24 protein-coding genes are annotated in these 25,596 nt (G+C 37.5%); 10 read left to right on the plus strand and 14 right to left on the minus strand.

Translation table 11 applies throughout. The features are described from left to right. The 3 genes from LBH98_02240 to LBH98_02250 all read right to left on the minus strand — a co-directional run. Window positions 1-756 (minus strand): uracil-DNA glycosylase (locus tag LBH98_02240; GenBank protein MDR0303576.1); only part of this gene is annotated, 756 nt, incomplete at its 3' end. Window positions 757-833: 77 nt separating this feature from the next. Further along, window positions 834-1,340: a hypothetical protein gene (locus LBH98_02245; GenBank protein ID MDR0303577.1), complete on the minus strand. Its 507-nt coding sequence runs from the start codon at window positions 1,338-1,340 to the stop codon at window positions 834-836. A 9-nt stretch (window positions 1,341-1,349) separates the two neighbouring features. After that, the gene (locus tag LBH98_02250) at window positions 1,350-2,741 is read right to left on the minus strand and encodes an HD domain-containing protein (GenBank protein MDR0303578.1); all 1,392 of its coding nucleotides are present in this window, start codon (window positions 2,739-2,741) and stop codon (window positions 1,350-1,352) included. Between the two features lie 64 nt (window positions 2,742-2,805). On the opposite strand from LBH98_02250, the gene LBH98_02255 reads away from it, so the two are divergent. After that, entirely contained in the window at window positions 2,806-3,861 is a 1,056-nt protein-coding gene (locus tag LBH98_02255; protein MDR0303579.1) for a hypothetical protein, read from the plus strand. Between the two features lie 62 nt (window positions 3,862-3,923). After that, a complete protein-coding gene (locus LBH98_02260; protein ID MDR0303580.1) occupies window positions 3,924-4,625 on the plus strand; it encodes a hypothetical protein in 702 nt (233 codons plus the stop codon). A gap of 48 nt (window positions 4,626-4,673) precedes the next feature. On the opposite strand, the gene LBH98_02265 is transcribed toward LBH98_02260, so the two are convergent. The 4 genes from LBH98_02265 to LBH98_02280 form a co-directional block, all read right to left on the minus strand. Further along, window positions 4,674-5,636 (minus strand): hypothetical protein, encoded by a 963-nt coding sequence (locus LBH98_02265; GenBank protein ID MDR0303581.1) that lies wholly within the window; start codon window positions 5,634-5,636, stop codon window positions 4,674-4,676. An 18-nt stretch (window positions 5,637-5,654) separates the two neighbouring features. After that, window positions 5,655-5,870 (minus strand): hypothetical protein, encoded by a 216-nt coding sequence (locus LBH98_02270; GenBank protein MDR0303582.1) that lies wholly within the window; start codon window positions 5,868-5,870, stop codon window positions 5,655-5,657. Between the two features lie 57 nt (window positions 5,871-5,927). Then, window positions 5,928-7,490: a T9SS type A sorting domain-containing protein gene (locus LBH98_02275; protein MDR0303583.1), complete on the minus strand. Its 1,563-nt coding sequence runs from the start codon at window positions 7,488-7,490 to the stop codon at window positions 5,928-5,930. A 222-nt stretch (window positions 7,491-7,712) separates the two neighbouring features. Then, window positions 7,713-8,561 (minus strand): fumarate hydratase, encoded by an 849-nt coding sequence (locus tag LBH98_02280; GenBank protein ID MDR0303584.1) that lies wholly within the window; start codon window positions 8,559-8,561, stop codon window positions 7,713-7,715. A gap of 68 nt (window positions 8,562-8,629) precedes the next feature. Here LBH98_02280 and LBH98_02285 point away from each other — a divergent pair, with 68 nt between their 5' ends. Further along, complete coding sequence (locus tag LBH98_02285) at window positions 8,630-9,658, plus strand: D-alanine--D-alanine ligase (GenBank protein MDR0303585.1); 1,029 nt, start codon at window positions 8,630-8,632, stop codon at window positions 9,656-9,658. A 48-nt stretch (window positions 9,659-9,706) separates the two neighbouring features. Here the strand turns inward: LBH98_02285 and LBH98_02290 are convergent, their stop codons facing one another. From LBH98_02290 to secA, 4 genes are all read right to left on the minus strand, one after another. Further along, a complete protein-coding gene (locus LBH98_02290) occupies window positions 9,707-11,521 on the minus strand; it encodes a peptidylprolyl isomerase (GenBank protein MDR0303586.1) in 1,815 nt (604 codons plus the stop codon). Between the two features lie 11 nt (window positions 11,522-11,532). After that, window positions 11,533-13,374 (minus strand): S41 family peptidase, encoded by a 1,842-nt coding sequence (locus tag LBH98_02295; protein ID MDR0303587.1) that lies wholly within the window; start codon window positions 13,372-13,374, stop codon window positions 11,533-11,535. 78 nt (window positions 13,375-13,452) lie between these two features. Next, window positions 13,453-14,070, minus strand: a complete 618-nt coding sequence (tmk, locus tag LBH98_02300; GenBank protein MDR0303588.1) for a dTMP kinase — start codon at window positions 14,068-14,070, stop codon at window positions 13,453-13,455. Next, window positions 14,071-17,112, minus strand: coding sequence for a preprotein translocase subunit SecA (gene secA, locus LBH98_02305; protein ID MDR0303589.1), 3,042 nt, complete (start codon window positions 17,110-17,112; stop codon window positions 14,071-14,073). A gap of 368 nt (window positions 17,113-17,480) precedes the next feature. On the opposite strand from secA, the gene LBH98_02310 reads away from it, so the two are divergent. Continuing rightward, entirely contained in the window at window positions 17,481-18,098 is a 618-nt protein-coding gene (locus tag LBH98_02310; GenBank protein MDR0303590.1) for a hypothetical protein, read from the plus strand. Between the two features lie 3 nt (window positions 18,099-18,101). Here the strand turns inward: LBH98_02310 and LBH98_02315 are convergent, their stop codons facing one another. Genes LBH98_02315 through aroE form a run of 3 tightly spaced genes read right to left on the minus strand, consistent with a single transcriptional unit; the run spans window position 18,102 to window position 20,801 of the window. Beyond that, window positions 18,102-19,466 (minus strand): hypothetical protein, encoded by a 1,365-nt coding sequence (locus LBH98_02315; protein MDR0303591.1) that lies wholly within the window; start codon window positions 19,464-19,466, stop codon window positions 18,102-18,104. 1 nt (window position 19,467) lies between these two features. Continuing rightward, window positions 19,468-19,923 (minus strand): T9SS type A sorting domain-containing protein, encoded by a 456-nt coding sequence (locus LBH98_02320; GenBank protein MDR0303592.1) that lies wholly within the window; start codon window positions 19,921-19,923, stop codon window positions 19,468-19,470. Next, the gene (aroE, locus tag LBH98_02325) at window positions 19,920-20,801 is read right to left on the minus strand and encodes a shikimate dehydrogenase (protein ID MDR0303593.1); all 882 of its coding nucleotides are present in this window, start codon (window positions 20,799-20,801) and stop codon (window positions 19,920-19,922) included. The genes LBH98_02320 and aroE overlap by 4 nt, the downstream gene beginning before the upstream one ends. A 76-nt stretch (window positions 20,802-20,877) precedes the next feature. Between aroE and LBH98_02330 the strand changes: the two genes are divergently transcribed. The 6 genes from LBH98_02330 to LBH98_02355 form a co-directional block, all read left to right on the plus strand. Continuing rightward, a complete protein-coding gene (locus tag LBH98_02330; GenBank protein MDR0303594.1) occupies window positions 20,878-21,186 on the plus strand; it encodes an HU family DNA-binding protein in 309 nt (102 codons plus the stop codon). Window positions 21,187-21,192: 6 nt separating this feature from the next. Continuing rightward, window positions 21,193-21,945, plus strand: coding sequence for a geranylgeranylglyceryl/heptaprenylglyceryl phosphate synthase (locus LBH98_02335; GenBank protein MDR0303595.1), 753 nt, complete (start codon window positions 21,193-21,195; stop codon window positions 21,943-21,945). Further along, the gene (gene xseA / locus LBH98_02340) at window positions 21,938-23,119 is read left to right on the plus strand and encodes an exodeoxyribonuclease VII large subunit (GenBank protein ID MDR0303596.1); all 1,182 of its coding nucleotides are present in this window, start codon (window positions 21,938-21,940) and stop codon (window positions 23,117-23,119) included. Before LBH98_02335 ends, xseA begins: the two co-directional genes overlap by 8 nt. After that, on the plus strand, window positions 23,109-23,825 hold the full coding sequence (locus tag LBH98_02345; protein ID MDR0303597.1) for a biotin--[acetyl-CoA-carboxylase] ligase: 717 nt from the start codon (window positions 23,109-23,111) through the stop codon (window positions 23,823-23,825). The genes xseA and LBH98_02345 overlap by 11 nt, the downstream gene beginning before the upstream one ends. A 65-nt stretch (window positions 23,826-23,890) precedes the next feature. Continuing rightward, window positions 23,891-25,186, plus strand: coding sequence for a glutamate-5-semialdehyde dehydrogenase (locus LBH98_02350; protein ID MDR0303598.1), 1,296 nt, complete (start codon window positions 23,891-23,893; stop codon window positions 25,184-25,186). 153 nt (window positions 25,187-25,339) lie between these two features. After that, window positions 25,340-25,596: transposase (locus LBH98_02355; GenBank protein MDR0303599.1), on the plus strand; the 257-nt coding region annotated here is incomplete at its 3' end.

Consider the following 25,596-nt stretch of genomic DNA (forward strand, 5'->3'; position numbering starts at 1 on the left):
TTTTTTTTTTTTTTCTTCTCTAAGCAACGCAGACGGATGATATGATACTATTGCCGGAATGCCGTCAAAATAATGAACGATTCCCCTAAGAGAGCCGACCGATTTATCATTTTGCAAAACGTTGTTTGCCGCCGTTTTACCAAGCAACAGTAAAGCTTTGGGTTTTATTATTTCAATCTGCTTTTTAAGAATCGGGATACAAGCAGCCACTTCCGGTTGATTTGGGGTTCTGTTCATAGGCGGACGACATTTAAGAATATTTGCGATAAAAATATCCTTTCTCTCAATATGAATCGCCGCAAGCATTTTCGTAAGCAATTCTCCGGCCGCTCCTACAAACGGTTTACCTTGTAAATCTTCTTGCTCGCCGGGCGCCTCGCCGATTACCATAATATCGGTAAAAGCAGTTCCAGCGCCAAAAACAAATTTCTTTCTCGTTTTAGCCAAAGAACAGGCGACACAATTTGAACACCTATAATATAATTTTGCCAACTCTTCCCGTTTATCGTATTCTGCGCCGACTTTTTGTTCGCCATATTCAAAATCTTTTCGCAAAACTTCGGTTTTTGTTTCGTCCGCCATAAAGACCGTTTTTTCCTGTGAAACAATATTTTCGATTTTCATTTTTTCAACACTTTTTTTAATCGGCGCGTTTTGGATGTAAAAATTAAATTTTTCATCCAAAACGATGTCGTTCGGAATACCCGATTCTTTTTGTCCGACAAAATATTTTTCAATAAGATCAAATCTATACACAATACCCTCACAAAACTTCAAGTGGAAAATATTTTTCCCCAACACAGCAATGTTAAATTATTTTAATTTACTAAAAATCAAAACTTAGGTCTTTGTAAACCCGCCTTTTCCCATGAACTTTTTGACACCCACTTAAAAGGATTTTCAACAAAACTTTTTCTTATAATACCGGTAGTTATAATGGAAAGCGAAAGTAAAAATACGGCTGTGGATCCAAAGACCAAATATCCTATTCCAAGCCGAACCGCTTTTTTGCCGCGAATTATTCTTGTTTTTACCGCGACTCTTGCGCCAAGAGACGGATAACGTTTTTCGCATATAATTTTTATTCCAAAAACCATCATAATTATCGACGGAATAAAAAAGAAACCGAGTATTAAATTTATCCAAGTTCCCATAATTTGATATCGAACAGCAAAATCCAACAATTTCACTCTTTCTATTTCCGTCAAAATAACAAATTTATAAAATAAAAAACCTAAGGCAATCAAAATTATGTAAAACGATAATAAGGCGATTCTTGATAAATTATCCGGAAAAATAAATTCTTGATTTTCATTTTCTTCCCGCTTAAAATTAAACATAGAACCTCATTAAACCGAAAGTTGTTTTTGAGCGTAAATAAGAGCGTCTTCTCTCGACTGAAAATAATTATCCAATTGTTTCTCATAAATATCCTTCAATACGTCGCCCAGTTTTATTCCCTGTACAAATCCCATGTCAAGCAAATCATTTCCGCATACAATCGGTTTTGGTTTTATCTCTTCGGGCGGTATTTCGTCTATTTTTTTTAACAAGAATTCCGCATTATCCATCATTCCGTGACTTGAGAAACAATCCGCTTCGTGCAAAATAATCTCAATATCCATCGTTTTCCGTGAAATAAACGTTTTCAATTTACCGGATTTCATTTTCTGCACAAACATAAATTTCATGTGGTTTGCAACGCAAGAAACGACATCTTTTGTTTCGGCTGACGGCATTTTAAATCTTTTTGCAACTATTTGCGCCATTTCAGCGCTTTTTTCATCGTGGCGATTAAACCTTATCCTATCTTCTATTGTCATTGTCGCCGGTTTTCCAATGTCGTGAAGTAAAACGCTCCATACCAAAACCGCTCTTTTATAACTGTCCGAAAGTACATTTTTTTGATCTTCTCTAAGCGAATCTTTGTTGCAAATAAATTTTTTTACCAAATCTTCTATGTACTTCATTGATTTTAGAGTATGGATATAACAATCTCCTTCGGGATGGAATTCCGGCGGTTGTTCAACCCCGTGTAAAACGCTTATTTCCGGAAGCAGTACATCCAATAATCCGGTTTTATCAAGAATATCCATAGTTTTTGCAGGTGCGCTGCAAAAAGACAACGTAAGTTCTTTGTAAATTCTCTCCGCCGAAATTTTTGCGATATTTTTCGACAAACATTTTACTGCATTAAACGTATCCACTTCTATCTCAAAATCAAAACGCGACGAAAATCTTACCGCACGCAGCATCCGTAAATAATCTTCCGAAAATCTTTTTTTTGCATTTCCTATAGTTCTTATAATCCCTTTATTCAAATCATCCTGTCCACCCACAAAATCTATCACGGTTTTGTCAACAGGATTATAAAACATTCCATTTATCGTAAAATCGCGGCGATGCGCATCTTCTTGGGCGGATGAAAACGAAACGCTTTGAGGACATCTTCCGTTAACATACTGCCCGTCATTCCTGAAAGTCGCTACGTCAAATGCAATTCCGCGCTCTATAACCAAAACAACGCCGAACGATATTCCGACTTCTTTAGTATTATTAAATAATTCTACAATTTCTTCCGGACGCGCAGAAGTAGCAATATCAATATCCGGCGAATTACCCGCAGGAAAACCTAAAAGCATGTCGCGAACAAACCCTCCGGCGTAATATGCTTCATATCCCAAATTTTGCAATTTAATTACAATTAATTTTGCTATTGCTTCTTCACAATCCAAAAACATATTTTATACTCCGATGATTTTCAATTAAAATAATTTACGCCCGTGCGGTGAAAGGAAAGAAATTATGAAAAAGTATGCTATTGCAGTTATCGCGTTGTCAATGATTATTCTTACAGGATGCGGTTTGGAAAGTAAAGGAGACAAGGCGTGGAACGAAGCGCAGAAAGCGAAGGAAGAATCTGGGCGTCTTATGAAACAAAAAGAGGCGTATCTACGTTACAAGGAAGCATATACCGCGGCAGGCGCAAAAGCAACATTTAAACTCGTCAATAAATATCTTAATTCGTCAATAGCCAGAATTGAATTTATTTTCGGCGAAACAACTTCTGCAAGTGATCCGGCGGTGAAAATTTTGAGAAAAGACATTGAAACGTTAATAAAACAGGACGGAATTTCGGATGGGAACAAAAACCGCTACGCTCAATGGCTTATCTCCGTTGCAAACAATTACCGCGATAACGACGATATTTCACATTGCATTGAAGAATTGAAAAACGCTAAAGCGTTTGCCGCCGATAAAACAATCACTGATGCGGTCGAAACGGAAACGAAATCCGAATATGCAAAATTTCAATTGGAAAGTTCAAAAGGATTTGTAGAACAAGCAAAAAAAACAAAAGATCCTTTGGATTACATTCGCGCCGAATATTATGCAAAAGCGACCTTGCAATTCGATCCAAAAAATTCCGAAGCGAAAAAGATTTTGAGTATGACAAGAAAAGAATTGATTCCGTCATTGAACGCATATGAAGCTGCAATTACCGAATATATCGACACTACGCTTTTCAACGATATTAATTCCGACGGAGTATTGATCGCAGTCCCTACAGTAAAATCAATAAAAGGCAAAACCTATTTGGATGTTTCTTTTTACAACAATTCATACAACGCGATAAAACCAAAAGCAAGCATGTTCAAACTTGTTACGACAGACGGAAAAGAAATACAAGCAAGCGAAGTTGAATTTGAAAAAAAAGTTCTTGATCAGAAATTCGATATTAAAGGAAAACTTATTTTCAAAGGCGATTTCAATAAAGAAAAAATTAAAAAATTATCTTTCTATTCCAAATCCGGCGATGAAAATGCGCCAGCAATCGTCGGCGATAAATATTTTCAGTAAATTTTTTTATTAGGACAGGTAAAAAGATATTTGCCTGTCCTAATTAGCGGTACGGAATATACATGAGAAAAATACTTTTTTATTTATTGTTTATAATTGCTTCGTGTTTTGCTCAAACTCCCGACGGTTATCGAAATATTTCGTGGGGAAGTTCGGTCGCACAAGTAAGAGAGGCGTTGCCGTCCGGTAAAAATCTCACGCAAATTACCAATTCAAAACAAAATTTTCCTGTTTCGTTAAACATTGCAAGATATCAATTAACGGATTCCGTTGCAGGTTACCCGGCAAAAACCGAATTATATTTTTACGACGACAAATTTTTTCAGGCGGTAATAGATTTTAATTTTAACAGATTCAAAAACTATGATTTTAACTACAATGTTTTCATTTCCGTAGATAAATATTACAACGATATAAGAGCGACTACGTTAAATTTTGTCGCCGATATTTATGCGCTTCTTGCACAAAAATACGGTAAAAAAGAACCGACATTTAAAGGGCTTGATCCTCGTTCATGTTTTACAAATTTGGATAATTATCTTGCAAAAGAACGGTGGAATTTACGATATAATCCGTCGGAATATTATAAACAAATAACAACTCAATCATACGCACAATGGAAGTTCCCCAAAACCGAAGTGAGATTTTCGGTTATAATATCCGCGTTCGACAAACGATTTGAATACACGCTTTCTCTCGCCGGAAACGATTTACTTGAAGAAATAGAAAAAAGTATTAATAACGAACGAAGCGGAAGCTTGTAAATATTATCAAAGAAAGCGCAAATCAGATTTACGCTCTCTTTACCGTTTTTAACTCACTGTAACATACACCAATGTTTGATTTACAAGTTGATATGCTATTTCACCGAAAGTTATCGGTCCTGCAAATGCATCAATATGCTTACCTTCAAGTTCGCCGTAAAGGAAATTCAAAATACAGTTGCACGAAAACAGCGATTCCGTTCCTTTTAACGCAAATAACCGCTCGTTAAAGACTTTCTCATAGTTTGATATTTTGTTAGCAATTTTGTATTGTATTCCACTAAAAACAGGCGCGTATAAATTAACAACACCGTTTTCAATTGACTTGAAAGATACATTTACTCCATTACCGGAATAATCGCCGACAATAGGAAGCTTTGTGTCGATTCCGTTCTCTTCAATATATTTTGCAAGTATAGTTTCTTTCCCGTTTATAAAACAGTTTTTTACGGAAAAACCTTCTTCTTTAAATTCAATAACAGGAGAATTTTCGTCTTGCGTGAATATATTAACAATATTTACGCTAACCATTTTGTTCTGCGGAACTTCCAAATGCAAAGCGACCGCTTTGTCTGTAAGCGCAGATCGCGACAATCCGTCAACCGCTATCGGCGTTTGTCCGTCTATCCCCAAATTCAATCCGGTAATCCAGCCGACAATATTTTTGACAAACATACCGTCAAAATTTGCGGCGTTTTGAGCGTATTCTTTATGTATTGCGCTGTCAAATGGTATCAGCAATATAGAAAAACCGTTTTCAAAAGCGTCTTGAGTCACATTTTTTACGTTTGATACGTCGTACGTTTTTATAGAGAAATTTTTATACGGAAATTCCGTTACAAATAAGAATTCTCCTGTAACTTTTCCACCGCCTTCCGCCATAAAATATTCTGTTGAACCGCCTACCCATTTGCCTTTTGGCAACTTGCGAATAAGCGCTTCCGTCGCGGCAATGTGAAGTAATTTGCCGGATTCAATCATTTCTGATACTTCATTAAATGTTTTTAACATAAACTCTTCCTCTCCTGTTTAGAGTTTCTGAATAAGAGCAAAATCTTTTGCCACGATTGTACCGTATTTTGCCAAGAAAGCGTTAATTTCATTAACACAATCGTCCACTATTTTTGACGTAGGCGTTTGTGCGTAAAGTTTCTTGTGCCGTGTTACCAACAAAGAAAACCCCAACTGTGAAAACGGCAGATTTCCTTTCAACATCTTTTCTGTTTGTTGATACGTAATAGTCATAAACAATTCCTCCTTTTGTTTTGTATTTGTTGAACGGAACCAATTCTTTTTTCCTAATTAAATCATAAACTTTTGCTTCAACACCGATGCTCCCGCCTGCTTCACATTCAGAATAAACATTCCTTTAGCAAGATTTTGGGTTTTCAAACCCGTAGCGTTCAAGCCGTTAATCGCATTTATGTTTACTTTATTTATCAAACGCCCTTGAACGTTGTAAAGTTCGACAGTATAGTCGCCCGCTTTCAGATTAAAATTTATCTGTCCGTTTCTTACACCTGCAAATGAAATAATTATTTCACGTTTATTTGCCGATTTGTGAATCGGCGTATTCTGTTCCCCGAAAATAAACCCGCCTTTGTCCAAAGTTAAATCGTGCAAGCCGATAATGTCGTCTTCGCTTGCTATGCTATTACCGCTCACGTCAAGAGTTATGAGATTAATAAGTCCGGCAACACTAAGCGTACTAAGTTTATTATTTCCTAAGTCAAGAGTTTTGAGGTTTACAAGGTCTGATACGCTAAGCGTCGGGAGTTCATTGTCGCGCAGATTGAGAGAAACAAGCGCCGTATCACCGGATACGTCTATCTCCGCAAGATTATTATTGCTTGCGTTAAGTTCCATAAGATTAATAAGTCCGGCAACGCTAAGCGCCGTGAGCTCATTATTACTCGCATCAAGCATTCTGAGATTTATAAGTTCTGACACACTAGACACACTAATAGTTTCGCGTAGAGCGTTTCCGCTTTCCGGCGTATCTTTTGCAAATTTAAGAGTTGTTAATTTGTTACCGGAACATTTAAACAATTCCAACGCGGTACAGTTAGACACATCCAATGTCGTCAGTCGGTTGTTATTGCAAGTAAACGACTTAAACGCCGTATTTTTCGACACGTCAAGCGTAGTTAAGTTATTATTGGAACAATCCAACGTTACTAAAGCAAGACTATTTGATATATCCAGCGTAGTCAGTTTGTTGTTACGGCAATACAATGTATCAAGCGAATCACACATCTGAAGATCAAGCGAATCCAATTCGTTGCCGTCGCACTTCAACCACTCTAACGCGGTATTATTAGACAAGTCAAGTTCAGTTAAATTATTATTGGAACAATCCAACATCCTCAGCGAGGTATTACTATCCAAATAAATTCCATTCAAACTATCTCCATAACAAGTCAAAACTTTCAGATTCTTATTACTCGACACACTAAGTTCGACAAGTTGTTTATTGTCGTGGCAATGCAAATGCGTCAAATTAGTATCATTCCACACGTTCAAATTAGTTAATTTGTTGCCGCCGCAATTCAACTCCTTTAACGCGGTATTATTAGACAAGTCAAGTTCAGTTAAATTATTTACGGAACAATCCAATTTCTCTAATGAGGAAAAATATTCTATACCGGCAAGGGAATATATGTTCTTGTCCCGCAAATCAAGTTCGGTTATAGTATCTACGTCGTTTTCATGTATCTCCGTCTTTCCTTCAAGATATTGACATATCGCCGACTTAAAGTTTGTGTCATTAAACTCTAGCGTTATATCATTCCCCTGCCCAAACACCGCAATAACGACAACAATCACCGTCGTAAATACTTTCAAAATACTTTGTTTGTTCCACATACAAAAACCCCTTCATTTCTCTTTATAAAATTAAAGTTTAATAACGTATTTTAACCGTTAACTCATAAATTCCAATTTTTCGGCTGTAATATACTATCTGCGCACCTATAAATTTCACAAAAACCGAATTAAAATTATGCATGCCAAACTCATTTTGTTTTTGCTAATATATTCCTTTTTAATACTTTTAAGAAATATCATAAAAAAGAAAATCTATTCTTTTCACAACAAAATTTCACAGTGCCGTGCAACGTGGCAATTTATTGTTATTGCAACCGGCAAACAAGCTATATGCGTAGGAAACGTTTCAATGTGAACCGCCAACGCCGTTATTCTTCCGCCAAGCCCTTGCGCTCCTATTCCGCTTTTGTTGATTTCGGCGAGTATTTTTTTTTCCATTTCACTGTAAAATTTTACGGGATGATTTTCCCCGACGGGACGAAGCAACGCTTTTTTGGCTGTTTCAAGACATTTTTCCGCATTGCCGCCTATTCCTACTCCCACAATTACCGGAGGACAAGGATCGCCTTCGGCCGCCATAACGGTTTTAACGACAAAACCGACAATATCATCCCCGCGGTTGGAAGGTTTCATCATTTTCAGTGCGCTCACATTTTCACTTCCGCCGCCCTTCGGCGCAAAGATTATTCTGATACTTTCACCTTTTACAAAATTATAATGAATTATAGCCGGAGTGTTGTCGTTTGTGTTTTTTCTACCAAAAAGTGGATCCTCAACGATTGATTTTCGCAGATAATAATTGTCGTATCCGCTTCTAACTCCTTTCTGTATCGCCTCTTCTATGTCATTCTCGCCGATAATTCTTACATTGCTGCCTATCTCTACAAAAAAGACTGCAAACCCAGTATCCTGACAAATCGGTTTTTTTTCCGTTTTTGCAATATCCGCATTTTTAACACACTGCAAAAGAATTGACTTCGCCAAATTCGAATCCTCGTCATATTGCGCTTTTTTCAAAGCGCAATAAACGTCTTGGGGAAGGTTGTACGCCGCTTCGGCGCACATTTTCTCTACCGCGTTAGTTATAATTTCACAGGAAATATCGCGCATTTTTATTTTTGCTCCGTCATTTTTCAAGAAAAATAGTATTTTGTACAAAATATAAGGAAGCTCGTTTTATGGAAAAGAAAAAAATCGTCGTTGTTATGGGAGGCCCATCGGCTGAACATGAAATTTCACTGAAAACCGGATTTCAGATATTGTCAAATTTGGATAAAAATAAATATTCCGTTTCGGCGCTCGTCATTTCAAAAAACAAAGAATTTCGGTTCGCGCAAAACACGATACAAATCACACAGGAAGACATAAACAATGCCGAAACTTCGCCGTTTTTCAGAGGCGGCTACAAGCCTTGCAATTCCATGCTGATATGGGAAAACGTGAGCGGCGCATTTTTGGCTCTGCACGGCGAATTTGGCGAAGACGGCGTTTTCCAAGGATATTTGGACACAATCGGAGTGAAATATACGGGCTGTGGAGTGCTCTCCAGCGCTGTCGGTATGAACAAAATATTTGCAAAAAAAATTTTTGAAGCAAGCGGTATAACAACACCGCCGTATTCAATTTTCAGAAAAGGCGACAGCGAAAACGAAATTAAAGAAATTCTTGCAAAACATCGCTTTCCTCTTTTTGTCAAAGCTCCGCAATCAGGGTCGAGCAAACTTATGTCAAAAGTTGAAAACGAGCAGGATTTACGTTCGGCAATCAAAGATATAAGCAAAAACTGTAATTCGATTTTAGTTGAATCAAATGTAAAAGGCGATGAGTTCTCGTGTCCCGTAATTGAAATAAAAGGCGAATTACGTGTACTTTCTCCAATATATATAAAACCGAAAAACAGCGCCGGTTTCTTTGATTACAACGCGAAATATCTTGGAGAATCAGAAGAAATTTGTCCGCCGCCACACGACAAAGAGATTATCGAATTGATTCAAAAAACCGCCATATCCGTCCATAAAGTCTTGGAATGCAGAGGATATTCCCGCACAGATATTATCGTGCAGGACTCCGTCGCTTACGTTTTAGAAATAAACACATTGCCGGGAATGACTTCCACCTCTCTCATCCCAAAGTCGTTTGCAGCCGAAGGCGGAAATTTTAGCGAACTATTGGACATAATCATTGATAATATGCTTAAACCTTCCTAACGTTTTTTATTCACAGTAATTGTCAAAATTAAGCACATTACTCTTTAATCAATAATAAAAATCGCGCACGTTTTCGCTGACTTTTAACTGCTTTTTATTAGCGTTAAACCAATCTTGATAAGCGTTTCGAGCAAACTCCGATTTAATTTGGTTGCTTATTACCGTAAATTCCGGCGCATCTTTCGGCAATTCACTTACAAGTTCTTTTGCCGTAGTCCTAACAATATAAACACCGTTATCCGAAACGATCGGTTTTGATATGGTATTTTCAGGCAACGCAAACGCGGCTGCGAGTACTTCGTTATTGTAGCCGACGCCGGAAACAAACTGTTTTCTCGTCGTCAATTCCGCTTTTCCTGCGCGAAGTTTTTCATCGCCTTCCGCAAATTCTTCAAACGACGTTTCTTTTATTTTTTCGGTAATTTCTACTAGATAATCTTTCGCATTATTTATGCGCAACGAATCCTCGACAATACTCCTGATTTTTGTTTTCACGTGCTCAAACGGTAAATTTCCCTTTGCAATTTTTTCTTTGAGTTCTAATACGAAAAATGCGTTTTCGGTTTCCAAAATCTCAGAAACATCACCCGGTTTCGCGTCTTTATCAAAAACAAAAAAGCCTAAATTTGCAATATATCCGACTCCAGCCGGATTTTCTCCTCTGCCAAACGGCGGAGTTGAATCAACATCTACAGAAAATTCTTTTGCGGCGGAAAGCATATTTTCATCTTCAGCAAAAGAACGGACTTTTGACACAAGCGTCTCAATACTGTCAAGCGTCTCTACCCCGGCGATAATGTATTTTAAAATATGTTTCGCTTTAACCTCAGTTACGGTATCCGCATCGATTTTTACACTGTCAACTGCTATAATGTGAAACCCGTAATTTGACTTAAACGGCTCGGAAATTTCGCCGGATGGAGTAGAAAACGCGACATTATCAAACTCTTTTACCATTTGACCTTTCTTAAACCATCCCAATTCGCCGCCGTTTTTTGCGCTGCCCAAATCGTCAGAACCGATGCGCGCTTCTTCGTCGAACGACGTGATTCCCGCCAAAATATTTGATTTTATATCCCGAAGTTCGTTTGCTATCAATTCCTCGTCTCTTTGAGTTATATTTTTAGGGAATCGAACAAAATAAACCGTCGCTTTTTCTGCTGTTTTGTAGTCGGAAATGTGAGCTGCATAATAATTTTTAAGTTTTTCATCGGACAAACTTTCAGAAAGCAAATCAATGGAATACGGATGAATATTTATATATTCAAAAGAAACTTTTTCTTTTTGCGCTTTGTATTCGTATTCTATTTCGGAATAAGACGGATTATTTCCGCTTTCAATCAAAGTATTAAGTTTGTTTATTGGGACCATTACATTGCGGATGTACTGTTCTATCTGTTGAACCGAAGGATTATCATAACTTGACGGCGTATTTATGAACGCAATATATTTTTCTTTATCAAATTGTCCGTCCGTATGAAAATATTCGCTTTGGGTAAACGCCGGCGGCGGATTATCTTTCAAATATGAATAAATTTCTTCAACCGTAGCTTCAAGTTCCATATCTTTTATTATTTTGTCGGTAATCACTTCACTTACGTAAGCGTCCCAAACCTGCATAGGCAAAGTTCCGTCTTCGTTTGCGGTCTGCCCTTGATACCTGCGATTTTGACGCTCCATTTCAAGCATTTGTGAAAATTCTTGAATACCGACAAAATTATTCCCGATTTTTCCAACAGTTCTGCCTTTTTTTCCGGTAACCGTTTCAACGCCCATTCCCCAATCGATAAATATTGTCATAAGAAATCCTATAAGCGCAATAAGCATTATCACGGGCGCCCATTTTCTCATCCATGTAAGCATAAAATTACTCCTTATTTTTTTTTGTTATTTTCTTCTTTGTTACTCAAAAGCGAACTATATTTTTTTTTGTCCTTCAAAATATTCAGAGCGGTTGCTAATTGTTCGTCATCTTTTAATTTGAATCGTTGCACAAAGCCGTTTTCCTGCCCAAACTCCCGCACTAAAAATGCGTTTTGCAGTTGACGTTCTATCAACGCTTTTTCCGACTTCAACAATTCGTCGCGGTTTTCTTTCATTATTTTATCCAATTGAGAAATTAACTCTTCAACCTTTACCGAATCTTTCAACGAAATTTTGAGATAATTCAGCGATGTAGTATCTACCGCAGTATCTTTTACAAGCCCCAAATATACCTTGAAATCACGGTATTTTCTGTCGGCAAATGTGTCGTAATCTTGCTTTGTAGAATCTAAATATGCGTAAAAATCGCCGATAATTTTATCGCTTATCATAAAATTCGTATCAATCGTAATTTTCTGCTTTTCAAGAATCGGATAGTAGTAGTTCGCGAACTTAAAAAAAGTATCTTTCAAGTATAATTTTTGGACAATATACGGATGAGGAGCGATTTTCACAATCGTGTCGGGAATAATTCCGCCGCCGCCGTAAACCCTTCGCCCGTTTTGAGTAAAATATACTGAAGTATCCGCGACAAGCGAATCCTTAGTTTTTGATTCCATCGCTTCCCCAATTATTTCGCCGGCAAGCACTTTTTCCGCTTCATCCAATTCTTCCGAATCAAAATCGTCGTCCGAATTCCCTCTTACCTGATTTTCAGGACGATTTATGCATCTGCCCGACGGCGTGTAATAAAATGCCGTGGTCATCTTCATATGACGTGTAGCGTCAATCGGGAAAACACTTTGAACCGAACCTTTTCCGAAAGTCGTATCGCCCAAAACAAGCCCTCTATCCAAGTCCTGAACCGCACCCGCAACAATTTCCGACGCCGACGCCGACGCCTTATTTACAAGTACAATGAGCGGCATATTTGAAGGAATGTGAGGGTCTCTTCTGGTGTAAAATTTTTGTTCTTTTTCATCGCCGCGCCCTTTAGTGAAAACGACCAAACTGCCTTTTTTCAGAAAAAGCTCCGAAATCTCGCCCGCTTGATTCAACAGCCCGCCCGGATTTGAACGTAAATCCAAAATCAGCGATTTCATCCCTTTTGCGCGAAGCGAGTCAAGTTTTTGAGCCACTTCTCTCGCCGCCGTCTGCGAAAACGAATTTAAGCGAACGTATCCGACACTGTCGTTAAGAAACCCTGCGTATGGAACAGATTTAAGATTTATTACCGCTCGCTCAATTTCATAATTTACCGGTTCTTCGCCGTCTCTTTGAATGGTAAGCGTAACTTTTGTTCCCGGATTGCCTTTTATTTTGGAAGCCGCTTTGTCGGACGAAATTCCTTTCGTCGATTTTCCATCTATTCTAAGAATTTTGTCTCCCGAATGAATGCCCGCTCTTTCCGCCGGAGTTCCTTCCATAGGCGTCATAACCGTCAAAACATTGTCGCGAATAGAAATTTGCATTCCCACACCGCCGAATTTTCCTTCGGTATGAACCATCAAATCTTCGTAATCTTTAGGGTCGAAAAATGTCGTATGCGGGTCTAAAATACTCAGCCCGCCTTCAATAGCTTTGCGAACGAAAAGAGAATCGTCCACTTCTTCCACGTATCCGAAATGAACCCTTTGCGCGACACGGTCAAAAACCGAAGTCCATTCATAATATGATTCGTTATCTGATTTTTTTTCCGATTTCGCGAACAAATTGTCAAACGCGACTCCGACGATTATCGCAATTATAAAAAGTCCGGAGAATATTCCCGAATATGTCTTTTTATTTTTCATACTTTCTCCTAAAAACAACACAAAATTGAAATTATCCCGATAAAATACTTTTTTCACGAGCCATAGAAACAAAATATTTTACAAATTTATTTTACCAATGATTTTTTTGTGTATTTCATCTTCACTCAGAGTTGCGTCAATCACCAAAAAACGTTTCGCTTCGTCTTGCGATAATTTGAGAAAATATTCGCGTACATTTTCAAAAAAAAATTTGTCGTTTTTCTCCAACCTGTCAGTCGATATGCCTCTGGACTTTCTTCTTTCAAAAGAAACTTTTACCGAGATATCGAGTAAAATCGTCAAATTCGGGTTGATATTTTGAGTTGCAAACGAATTTATTTCTTTCATTTTTGCTATGTCAAGTCCTCTTCCCGCCCCCTGATACGCAAAAGTAGAATCGGCAAACCTGTCACAAATTACCCATTTCTCGTCATCCAAAGCCGGTTTTATCACCTGACGGATATGCTCAGCCCGTGCAGCAAAATACAAAAACAGCTCACCGGACGCACCTAAATCCGATTTTTCGGAAAGTATGATTTCACGTATTTTTTCGGACATTTCACATCCGCCCGGTTCTCGCGTTGAAACAAATTCAATCTTGTTTTTTTTGAGATAAGCGCAAAGTTTGTTTATTTGCGTACTTTTTCCGGCGCCGTCAATTCCCTCAAACGTAATAAAAAGCGGGCGCTTTTGCATTTATAATTCGCTCCCGTGACATTTCTTGTATTTTTTTCCGCTGCCGCAAGGACATAAATCGTTACGTCCTACTTTTGGGAACTGTCGAATTTGCTGCATTTGCGGCGGCGTCGGTTTTGCACGCTGTGAAACGTTTTGCATTGCCTGCCCGGCGTTAGCGTGAATTTCAACGACACGCTGCTGTCTTCTTTGCGGAATATTTCCTGCCATCTCCAGACGATAAAGCAAATTAGCAGTTTTTTTCGCAATATTCGCCCTAAGCGTCTCAAACAATTTTAACCCTTCTTTCTGATATTCAAAAAGCGGATTTTTCTGCCCAAAACTCGCATAGTGCGCCGACTGTTTGAGATGATCCATTTCGTACAAATGATTTTTCCACAAATCGTCGATTGATGCAAGCAGTACCCGCCTTTCAAGTTCGCGAAGATGCTGTGCGCCTACACGGCTTTCTTTGTTTTCGTAAATCGTTTTAACTTCCGCCCAAAGTCCGTCAAATAATTCTTCGATTGAAATATTGTTAAAATTATATTTTTCTTTGTCGATTATCACCCCGAAAATACTGGCGATTTGAAGTTCAAGTTCGGTAATATTCCACAAATTTCTATCTTTATTATCGCAATTCTTGAGAATCACGTCCTCCAGCGCCATTGCAAATTGGTCTTGTATCTCTTTGGTAATGTCGTTTCCGAAAAGAATTTGTTTGCGAAGTCCGTAAATTTCACTTCTTTGGAAATTCATCACATCGTCATACTCTTTCAGGTGCTTTCGAATTTCAAAATTACGTCCTTCAACTTTCCGTTGTGCGTTTCCTATCGCGCCCGTAAGCATAGGATGCGAAATAGTTTCACCCTCGCTTACACCTATTTTATCAAGTATTCCCGCCATTCTATCCGAACCGAAAATCCTCATCAAATCATCGTCAAGCGACAAATAAAATTTGGATAAACCCGGATCTCCTTGTCGTCCGGAACGTCCGCGCAACTGATTGTCGATTCGTCTGCTCTCATGTCTTTCGGTGCCCAAAACGTACAAACCGCCGAACTGCAAAACTTCGTCCTGTTCATTTGCGATTTCTTCGGCAAGTTCAGGATATCTTGCAAGCATATCTTCGTTTGAAAATGTTTCCGGATCTTCACCGTCCATACGAAGTTTGTCTTTCGCCATCGCCTCAAAATTACCGCCTAACTTTATATCCGTTCCGCGCCCAGCCATATTAGTAGCGATGGTAACTGCGCCTTTTTTCCCAGCCTGCGCTATAATCGACGCCTCCCGTGCATGATTTTTCGCATTCAAAACCTCGTGTCTTATTCCGTTTTTTTCCAGCATTCTGCTCAAATATTCCGATTTTTCGATTGAAACCGTTCCTACCAAAACCGGTGCGCCTTTTTCTTGAATTTTGCGAATTTCCTTTACAACCGCTTCATATTTTTCTTTCTGCGTTTTGTAAATTTCGTCGTCGGCGTCAATTCTTGCAACTTCACGGTTCGTTGGAATTTGAATTACGTCAAGTTTATAAATATCGGCAAATTCTTTTGCTTCCGTAGCCGCAGTTCCCGTCATTCCGGCAATTTTATTATACATCTTAAAGAAATTTTGAAAAGTAATCGTCGCAAGCGTTTGACTTTCACCGGCGACTTTAACGCCTTCTTTCGCTTCTACCGCCTGATGAAGTCCGTCCGACCATCTTCTTCCGGGTAAAATTCGCCCCGTAAATTCATCGACAATCAAAACCTGTCCGTCTTGAACTACGTAATTAACGTCTTTTTCGTAAAGCGCAAACGCTTTAAGCAGTTGATTTACACAATGAATTCTTTCGGAGCGGTCTGAAAATTCGACATGCGCTTTTTCACGAAATTCGTTTTTTTCTTCCAACGACAAATTCGGATTGCTATTTATCTCACCGATAATTACCGCCAAATCCGTCACAACGAAAAAGTTTTTATTATTTCCGCCGATAAGTTCCCGTCCCTTTTCGCTCATTTCGGCGGAATGGTTGTTTTCTTCTATAGAAAAATAAAGTTTTTCGTCAATTTCGTGAAGTTTCTTTTCTATAAGGTATTCCTGTTCGACTGAACGTGTAACTTTTGCAATAGCGGTGTTTTTCATTCCGTCAAGATAAACTTGATTTTTCGGTTCTCCGCGCTTTGCTACGAGCATCAAAAGTCCTAATTCTTCGTCAAATTCTTCTTTTGCAATTTTTTCCTTTAATTTCTTGAAATTTTCACTCATAAGTTTGCGCTGCGCCTCGACAAGTTTTCGTACAAGCGGCTGTAATTCTTCGTATTCTTTATTATCGACATCCGCCGCTCCCGAAATAATAAGCGGAGTTCTTGCCTCGTCAATCAAAATGTTATCTACTTCATCGATAATCGCGTAATTCAGTTCGCGTTGAACGCAATGTGAATAATGAATCGCCATATTGTCGCGAAGATAATCAAAGCCGAATTCATTGTTTGTTCCGTATGTAATATCGCAGTTATAAGCGTCGCGGCGTTCTTGCGTTGACGGCTCGGTTTTGTCCAAACATCCGACACTCATTCCCAAAAAGCTAAATATATTGCCCATCCATTCCGAGTCGCGTTTTGCCAAATAATCGTTGACCGTAATGATATGAACGCCTTTTTGCGAAAGAGCGTTAAGATACGCCGCAACCGGCGCGACTTGCGTTTTCCCTTCACCTGTTTTCATTTCGGCTATATTTCCCTGATGAAGCGCAATCGCCGCTAAAATTTGCACGTCAAAATGCGCCATATAAGGAATATCATTACCGTTTGCCGCGTTTTTTACAATTTTTCTTTCTCCCAAAACCCTGTAGGTCGCTTCACGAACGACTGAATAAGCTTCAGGGAGAATGTCGTCAAGCGTTTCGCCTTTCGTCAATCTTTCGCGAAACTCCTGCGTTTTATTTTTTAATTCTTCGTCCGATAATTTTTTTACTATTTCCCATTTTTCATTAACCGCCGCCAATATAGGACGCAGTTTTTTCATATCTCTATCTTGCTTTGAACCGAAAATCAGTGCAAGAATTTTCCAAATACTCATAAATTTCCTCTGTAAGAAACAAACTTCGCCGTTAAAATAATTTATGCCGCAAAACAAAAACGAGGCACAAATCTCTCTGCGCCCCGTTTGTTTAATTTGGAATTAATTCTGATAACTATATACAATTTTACACAAAATATAACAAGGTATAGATATATGTCATACTTATTATATTTAGAAATTTTTTCGTTTAACTAAGGCGGGGTTGGCAATTTTACTCACGTAACGGTAGTTCCATATTATTATACTTGACATTTCAACGTTGTATAAACTATATTTACAACGATCATTTATAAAATTTTCTTAATGAGCCAGAAAATAAGTTTTACCGGCTCGTTTTTTTTGTATTACATTTGGAGGAGGAATCAATGAGTATCAGCGGAATATCAAACATCTCTTGGCAGGGTTATAGGCATAAAGAAATAGGCGTTATAGTCTATTACGATAGTAATGAGACGGCATTGCTTCCGATTAGAACTACAACAAGTAAAAATGTGGATGACGATCCTAATTACGAATCCGCAACATATGGGCTGTATAGTTGCAGTTCAAGCAGACACCGCGCCAATTTCGTTAAAAATAAATACGGATATGTATTTTTTATGACAAAATACCAAGGACGTAACGAAAAATTTAAAGATAAAATTATGGTAACGGGTTTTTATAAAATAGGAAGTATCGCCGATGTACAAAAATTACATTTAAGATACCTGCAAAAAAATTCGTGTTTCTCTGAGAAATTGTGTTACGCGTTGAAGTCAAGTGTTAACGAAAAAGGTGAAAACGACGCCGTATTCCTGTCGGAAGAAGATGCATATATACTTAATCCGTCAGCGCTTAAATCTCTTGGGATAGACAAAAAAATTACTAAAGCGACTAAAATAGAATTAGACGAAGAACATACTAAAAAACTGCTGAAGAAATTTGAAGGAAAAGATAATAAAATATCCGACTATATAAAACAAACGCAACAAAATTTGTCGTAAATTTTATTTGTCGTGTTTTTTTCTTCTTGTATGATTGATAATCGTATTTTTAATAAGCCGTATAGAGAAGCGGCTTATTTTTTTCATAGGTACAAATTTTGATTGTTTCTTTTCATTAGAATAAAATATCGTCAAAGGAAAATCGGAATTAGAAACGATTTTCCCCGAACTATCAATATTTATTTCAATTTCGGCGGTTTGTCGTTTCCGTAAAAATCGGCAATAATCAATAAAAGTCATAGGTAAAATCGGATATTCGATTGCTTTTTCAAAAATTTTATTCAACAGATTGAACTTATTGTGATTCGGATGGTCATATAAAATAAACGGAATTTCGTATTTTGCTTGACGCTCAAAGTACCGCTCAAAAACTTCAATTACGCTATCTTCATAATAATTTAAACCGTTGAAACTACCGATGCACAGCGGAAAAACAGGAATTTGCCAAAGTCCAGTTTTTTCGACGAAAAACGGAAGAGAATCCGACGAAAAAGAAAAATCCGACGAATATTCAAAGCAAAAATTTTTTTTCAGAAAAACATCCGCCGTTTCGTTTCGTACTCCGTATGGTGCGGCATAACCGAGTGAATTCTTACCGAAATTTTTGAGTAAATTTATCCCTTTTCGTAAATTTTCGTTTGTAGGTTTCACCTTGTGAGAAAAACAATGCAAAGCGATTTCATCGTTTGGGCTTGTATTAAAAAATTCAAGGGAATTTTCAAAAACATTACAATGAACAAACCACGTAAAAACAAAATCCGACTTTATATTTTTGCGATAATTTTCTATTGTTTTCTTGTCGGTAAAATCGGTGTCGATTCTGAACATGAACGGGATTTTACCGGAAACCGGAGAAAAACTTTTTATAACAAATGGAATATTTTGCGAATTGAACAGATAAATCATAGCCGACAAAAAAAGCCGTTGTAGTCCGCCGTTATCCCGCAAAGGAATTTCTTCGGCGGGAAATTTTTCTCCAAAAAAATGGAACCCTTTGTTTATCACAAAAGATTGTGAAATTATCTTCATTGGAATCGAACAAAGTGCAAATGTTATTCCATCCACTATTTTAATATAAAACAGTCCGCCGAAACGTTCGTTTTTTGTGATATTGCAAAAAGAAAAAACATCAATTTGTTCATCAGGCAACATTATGGTTTTAACAAATGTTTTGAAAGAATTTTCACGGCAATCAATAATTGTCTGCCCTTTTTTGAATTTGTTATGCGGTATTTTTTTAAACAAAAACACATGCGAAAAGCTACAAACGTCATTTTCATTTTCAATCTTTTTGTATATTATTCCGCACGAATCCAGAAAGCAAACTTGTTCTTTATTTGCGCACCAAACCCCGATTGAAATTAGCATTCTATCCTACGACAAACGCCTTACTCAAAATAGATTTTTGAGTCTCTTTCGATAGAATTCTTATAATATATATTCCTTTAGGAAGTTTGTCCGTCGGAATATTAATGGATTTTTGAGAAAAAGCTGTTAACATTTCCATAATTGACAAACCGTAAACTGAAACTATTTCAATTACTTTTTCTTCTTCGAAATCTACAGGGAAATCACATATTATTGTCTTTGAAATATTATTAATTGAGAATAAGATTTCCGATTGGCTTCCCGTAGAAACTAAATTTTGAAGTATGGATCCATCTCCAATATTTCCGTCAATCTCAAACAAACCCAACTCGGCTGTGTTAATTTCGCTTTCATCCGAAAAATACGCATCATCCGTCATTTCTTCGGGGACAAAAACCGGATTTTCCTGAGCAAAAATCAATGTTGCAAGTAAAAAAACAATAAAAACATTTTTCATTTATCAAACTCCTTTAAAAGTAATTTTTCCAATTCCAAAACCAAATTATTATCATGTGTCAAGTCTTTTTTTGTCCAAAAATAAAACGAAGCGAGCGCCTGATATATAAGCATGTAAAGCCCATTCTGCGTTCGGTTTCCGTTCGCTTTCCCATCTCTTAAAAATTTAGTTTCAAGCGGGTTATAAATTGTGTCGAAAAGATATGTTTTGCGATTCACTAACGAAATATCAAGCAAAGACTCATTAACAAGCGGATGCATTCCGACAGAAGTGCAATTTATTATAATGTCCGCATTCCCAATCGCTTCTTTTGCGTTTTCAAATAAAAAGTACGAAACGTCTATTTTTGCCTTTTGAACAATTTCGTTTGAAAGTTTTTCTAACTTTTCTACATTTCTGCCAACGAGCGTAATACTCTGGGGATAATTTCTAAACGCCGAAAGTACCGCCAATGTTCTAGCAATTCCGCCATTTCCCAAAAATACGGCATTTTTCTTCGTCAAATGAAAATCATCGCGATTCAACGCTTCCATAAAGCCCCAAAAATCCGTAGTATCAGCCCAAAGTTTGCCGTCTTTCCAAAACAAGGTATTCGCAGTATCGGTAATTTGGGAAACCTCATCCATTTCATCAATAAACGGAAAAATAGAACTTTTATATGGAACCGTAATGTTGCAACCCAAGAAATTTGCCGAACGAAACGTCTCTACAAAACTTTTCAAATCTTTCTCGTTTTTAATTTGAAACGGAACATAAGCCGCGTCAATTTCAAATTTTTCAAAAAGATAATTATGAATTTTTGGCGACAAAGAATGCGAAATCGGATTTCCTACAATTCCGGCGATTTTTGTTTTACCAGAGATATTTACGACATTCATTTGCAATCTTTCTACGAAAAAAATTATATTAACAACAATTAAAAATATTTTTTGCCTATAGGAAAAAGGAGTTTTTATGCCATCGGTAAAAAAAATAGATTTAGGAATGGCGGTTGCTAAAGAAACTGGGCTTACGGCAATTGATGCAAAAATCGTAATAAATGCGCTGATTGAATCGTTGAGCGATACGCTTATTGCTGAAAACACAGTCGAATTACGCGGATTTGGGACATTTAGCGTTACCAAAAGGATGCCGCGTACGGCAAGAAATATGATTACAGGAGAGAAAATTAAAATTTCGGCAAGAAAAGACATAACTATGAAGCCGTGCCAAACGTTTAAAAACATGGTAAATGATTCTTTATCGAAAAAAAGTTCGGAATAAAAAATTATGGGAAACGATGTATATAAAACAATTTTGCAAAAATTTCTAAACAAAAAAAAGCAATATTGGATTTTACTTGATCCGGATGATTTTTCACAGAATTCAGCGGCAGACTTAGTGGAAATTGCACAAAACTGCGGTGTTGACGCGGTTCTGGTCGGCGGTTCGTTAATCCATACTGATTCGCTTGAAATTTTTGTAGCAAAAATCAAAGAAAAATCATTGATACCGATAATTTTATTTCCCGGCGACTCCTCGCAAATTGCAAAAAACGCCGATGCTATTCTTTTTATGTCGCTAATTTCCGGTAGAAATCCCGATTTTTTAATCGGACAACAGGTCAAAGGCGCAGTTCAAATTGCAAGAAACAAAATCGAACCGATTCCTATGGGATATATGCTTATTGAATCAGGAACCGTAACCTCGGTAGAATTTATGAGTAACACGCACCCAATTCCAAGAGAAAAGTCTAATATTGCGGCTGCACATGCTTTGGCGGCTCAATTTTTAGGGATGAAAATGCTTTATTTAGAAGCCGGCAGCGGAGCAAAAATTCCGGTTCCGAACGAAATGATTTCGGCTGTTAAAAAATCCGTTTCAATTCCCCTTATCGTCGGCGGCGGAATAAATGACAGCGAAACCGCAAAGCAGAAATTTTCCTTCGGTGCAGATATTTTGGTAACGGGAAATATGCTTTCCAAAAAAAACGGCATAAAAATTATGAAAGAAATTGCCGAAACGGCAAAAAACTATGAATGAAAATTATTTTTTCGGCGAAGATTTTGTTTTTCAAACGCCGTTTACCCGAGAAAAGCCGTATTCTATCAGCGAAATAAACAGCGGAATAAGCGAAATTTTACAAAAAGAAAATCTATTTGTCTGTATTGAAGGAGAAATTAGCGGTTTCAAAAGAGCGCCTTCCGGACATTCCTACTTAACCCTGAAAGACGAATACAGCAGAATCTCTGCAGTAATTTGGAAAGATAAACAGGCTTTTATCCCGCAAAACATTGAGGATGGAATGCAAATTACCGCTTTTGCAGAAATCAAAGTTTATCAGGCGGGCGGTTACTACCAATTAGATATTCACAGATTTTTTGAAAACGGAGTCGGCATGAATTTTACAAAAATCGGAGAATTAAAGCAAAAACTTTGCGACGAAGGGTTGTTTAACGTTGAAAGAAAACGGAAATTACCGCAAAATATCCGCAAAATCGGCGTTATCACGGCAAAAAATGGAGCCGCTTTCTACGATATTCTGAAAATTATGACGGAACATGCGCCGCAAATTGATGTAGTTCTTGCTTCCAGTTTGGTACAAGGAAAAGATGCGGCTAAATCGCTTGCCGAAGCGTTGGAAAATATCAATAAAATTGTCAATGTCGATGTTGTGATAATCGGTCGCGGAGGCGGTTCTGCGGAAGATTTATCGGCATTTAACGACGAAAAACTTGTACGAACGGTCACAAACTCAAAAATTCCTGTAATAAGCGCCGTGGGACATGAAATAGATAAATCGTTTTGCGACTTTGCAGCCGACCTTTACGCACCGACTCCAACCGCAGCGGCCGAAATGATCTGCCGTGCAAGTTTTGAAATACGAAATTCGTTTGAGGAATTGAATACGCGGCTTCAAAAGGCTTTTAAGAAAAAATTTTCAGAGATTCGTAATTATGAACAGATATTAGACGAATTACTGCAAAGATTGTGCAATAATTTCAAGAATTTTTTTGAACACAAAAAGGAAAAAATAACTAATTACGAGCGAATTTTGAATGCGCTAAACCCAAGACTTCCGTTACAAAAAGGCTTTGTGTTTATTAAAAATGAAAGCGGGAAAATTATAAAAAGTGCAAAAAATTTGTCGATTGGACAAAAAATAACAATCATGTTTGATGAAAATTCAGCGAAAGCGCAAATCAGTGAATTATAACTTTATCGAAAAAATCGCATCGACAAATTCGTTTGTAAAAGAAAAAATCGACGAATTACCCGACTGGTATACGCTTCGCGCAGAAGAACAGACAGGCGGACGCGGACGATTTGGGCGAACTTGGTTTTGTGAAAAAGGTAACGATATTGCGATGTCAGTTCTTATTACGATTGACAAAGAAATTTCGCCTTTTTTACCGAATTTGACACAGATTGTCGGAGTTTCGGTCGCACAGATTTTGGATAAAGAAGGAGTCGCTACCGAAATAAAATGGGCTAATGACGTTTTAATCAACAACCGTAAGATATGCGGAATTTTATTGGAAGGAGTTTCTTTCGGAGAAAACGTAAAAGTCGCCGCAGGAATCGGTTTGAACGTCAACAGCATACGTAAAAACCAAAACGAAATTTACGCTATTTCGCTTTTTGACGAAACGAAAAGAATATTTAATTTAGATGATTTGGCAAAAGAAATAGTTCAAAATATTATCGAAAATGTTCAAAATTTGAGAAAAAACGGACTTAAAGAATTTATTGATATATTAAATGATAAATTGGCGTATAAAAACAAACAAAAAACTATAATTAACGGCAAAGAAAGAATCACAGGAACGATTTTTGGCGTCAGCGAAGCCGGAGAATTGCTTTTGCAGACGGAAAGCGGAATCCGTAAATTTATTTCTGGAGAAATAAGCTTTGAGAAATAGTAATATTTTCCTTTAACGTCCGCCGTTTTACAAATATTATTTTACCGTACAGATTCGGAGGAATTATGACAATCGCACAAAAAGCAGAAATCGCCAAACAAGCGGGAATAACGCTTTCGGCGGCAAGCGGAGAAATGAAAAACAACGCTCTTAGAACGATTGTGCAGGAATTGAAAAATCAAAAAGAAAAGATTTTTGAAGCCGGCAAAAGAGACGTTGAAAACGCCCGTACCGACAATTTACCAAATCCAATTATCAAGCGGCTTGTTTTTGATGAAAATAAATTGTATGACGTAATTTCCGGAATAGAACAGTTGATAAATCTTGATGAACCAGTCGGTAAAACGCTTTTGGCTACGCAATTGTCGGACGGCTTAGATTTGTACCGCGTGAGTTGTCCGATTGGCGTAATCGGAGTTATTTTTGAATCGCGTCCGGACGCTTTAGTGCAAATTTCTACGTTGTGTTTGAAATCCGCAAACGCGGTGATTCTCAAAGGCGGCAGTGAAGCTAAAAATATAAACAAAGCGCTTTTTGACGTAATTTACTCGGCTTCAATTAAGGCGGGAATTCCTGACGGCTGGGCTGTTTTGGCGGAAAGCCGCGATGACGTAACGGAGATGTTAAAATTGTCCGATTATATTGATTTGCTTATTCCGCGCGGTTCTAACGAATTTGTGAAATACATAATAAACAACACGAATATTCCAGTGACCGGACATTCCGACGGAATTTGTCATCTGTATATCGACGAATTTGCCGATGTCGATAAGGCGGTGAAAATCACGTTTGACTCAAAAACACAGTATGTTGCGGTTTGCAACGCCGTTGAAACGCTTTTGGTTCACGAAAATATCGCAAATGATTTTTTACCGAAAATTCTCAAAGAATTTGCAGGGAAAGTAGAATTACGCGGCGATGAAAATGTTATGAAAATACTTCCCAGCATAAAAAAAGCCAACAACAATGACTGGACGAGTGAATATTTGGACTATATTTTGTCGATAAAAATCGTGAAAAACTTAGGCGAAGCGATTGAACATATAAACAAATTCGGCTCCGGACATACCGATAGCATTGTGAGCGAAAATTTGGAAAATATAAAAAAATTTATGCTGCTTGTAGATTCCGCTTGCGTGTTTGGCAATTGCTCGACAAGATTTAGCGACGGGTATAAATTTGGTTTTGGAGCGGAAGTAGGAGTAAGTACCGGAAAAATCCATTCGCGCGGACCGGTTGGACTTGACGGGTTACTTATTTACAAATACAAATTGCTCGGAAATGGGCATACAGTATTTGATTTTGCAAACAAAAAAACGGAGTTTACACACATTCAATTAAACAAAAATTGTCCGTTGTAGGCAGAAAAAGTCTTTATAATTTTTTTCGATAGAATATAGGAGAATTATATACGTGTTTGTTGCACAAGTAAAAAGAGGAGGGATTATAAAAGATAGCATTCACTACTTTCTTTTTAGTATTTTTTTATAAACAATAACATATAGGAGGTATAAATGCAAGGGAAAAAAGAATACGAGGAGAAACTATTTATAAGTTTTCAGTTATCCCAACGAGTTCCATCCAACAATTTTTATCGGCAATTAAACGACATTCTTGATTTGTCATATTTACGAGATTTGACTAAGAAGTATTACGGTCAAGAAGGTCAAAAGAGTATAGATCCGGTAGTATTTTTCAAATTGATGCTTGTAGGTTATTTTGAGAATATAAACTCGGATAGGAAGATAATAGAACAATCATCGCTTCGTTT

This window comes from Chitinispirillales bacterium (assembly GCA_031254455.1).
GTDB lineage: Bacteria > Fibrobacterota > Chitinivibrionia > Chitinivibrionales > Chitinivibrionaceae > WRFX01.